The sequence below is a fragment of the Psychrobacter sp. T6-1 genome, from assembly GCF_052258445.1.
Genome location: NZ_JBQQFC010000637.1, coordinates 1 through 809, shown reverse-complemented (window position 1 = coordinate 809; position 809 = coordinate 1). Strand labels below are relative to the sequence as shown.

Annotated in this window: 1 protein-coding gene; it reads right to left on the bottom strand. The window is 44.5% G+C overall.

Going from position 1 to position 809, the window contains the following annotated elements; all coding sequences use genetic code 11:
* Positions 1–539 (bottom strand): solute carrier family 23 protein (locus ACTXGO_RS15085; RefSeq protein WP_443575094.1); only part of this gene is annotated, 539 nt, incomplete at its 3' end.
* Positions 540–809 lie beyond the last annotated feature (270 nt).

Here is an 809-nt window from a genome sequence, read left to right as displayed (position 1 = left end):
CCTAGCGCGGCCATCATCGGTGAAAATGATTTCATATCGCCAAGGGTGACCAAAGTCGCATCTTGTCCGACGATGATGCCTGAGCTTTGCAGAGCGATAAACGCTAAGAACGCCCCGATACCCGCCACAATACCTTGCTTGAGTGCATTAGGAATGGCATTGATAATCCATTCACGTATCTTAAATAAGCTAAGCAGGATAAACAAACACCCAGATAAGAATACAGCACCAAGGGCAGTCTCCCAAGCATAACCCATGCCTAGCACCACGCCATAAGTAAAAAAGGCGTTGAGTCCCATACCTGGCGCTAGTGCGACTGGCAGGCGGGCATAAAGACCCATGATAAAACAGCCTATGGCAGCGGCTAGACAAGTGGCGACGAATACCGCGCCTTTATCCATACCTGCTTCTGCTAAGACATTGGGGTTGACGAAGATGATATAAGCCATCGTCAAAAAGGTGGTAATACCCGCGAGGATTTCTGTTTTGATGGTGGTATTGTCACCATTAATCCCAAAGTAGCGTTCTATTGCATTCATAAGTCGTGCGCCCAGCTTGCTTGTGGAAAAGACAGTATTCGCCGTACTGAGAGTAATATGACCTGATTCATTTGCCGCTAACATATTAGCGTCTATATGCTAGTATCAACAGGTAATCATAATCTCTTTGTCACTAGAGAATGCCTGTCTTAAAGGTTGTGTTAACAAAGCGCAACATTTTAGATAAATTATGACACTATTTCAATCGTTACTCGTGCCTTGCGGGTATAAAAGCTGAGATCAGATAATGAGCTTTTTAAAAGATTTGTC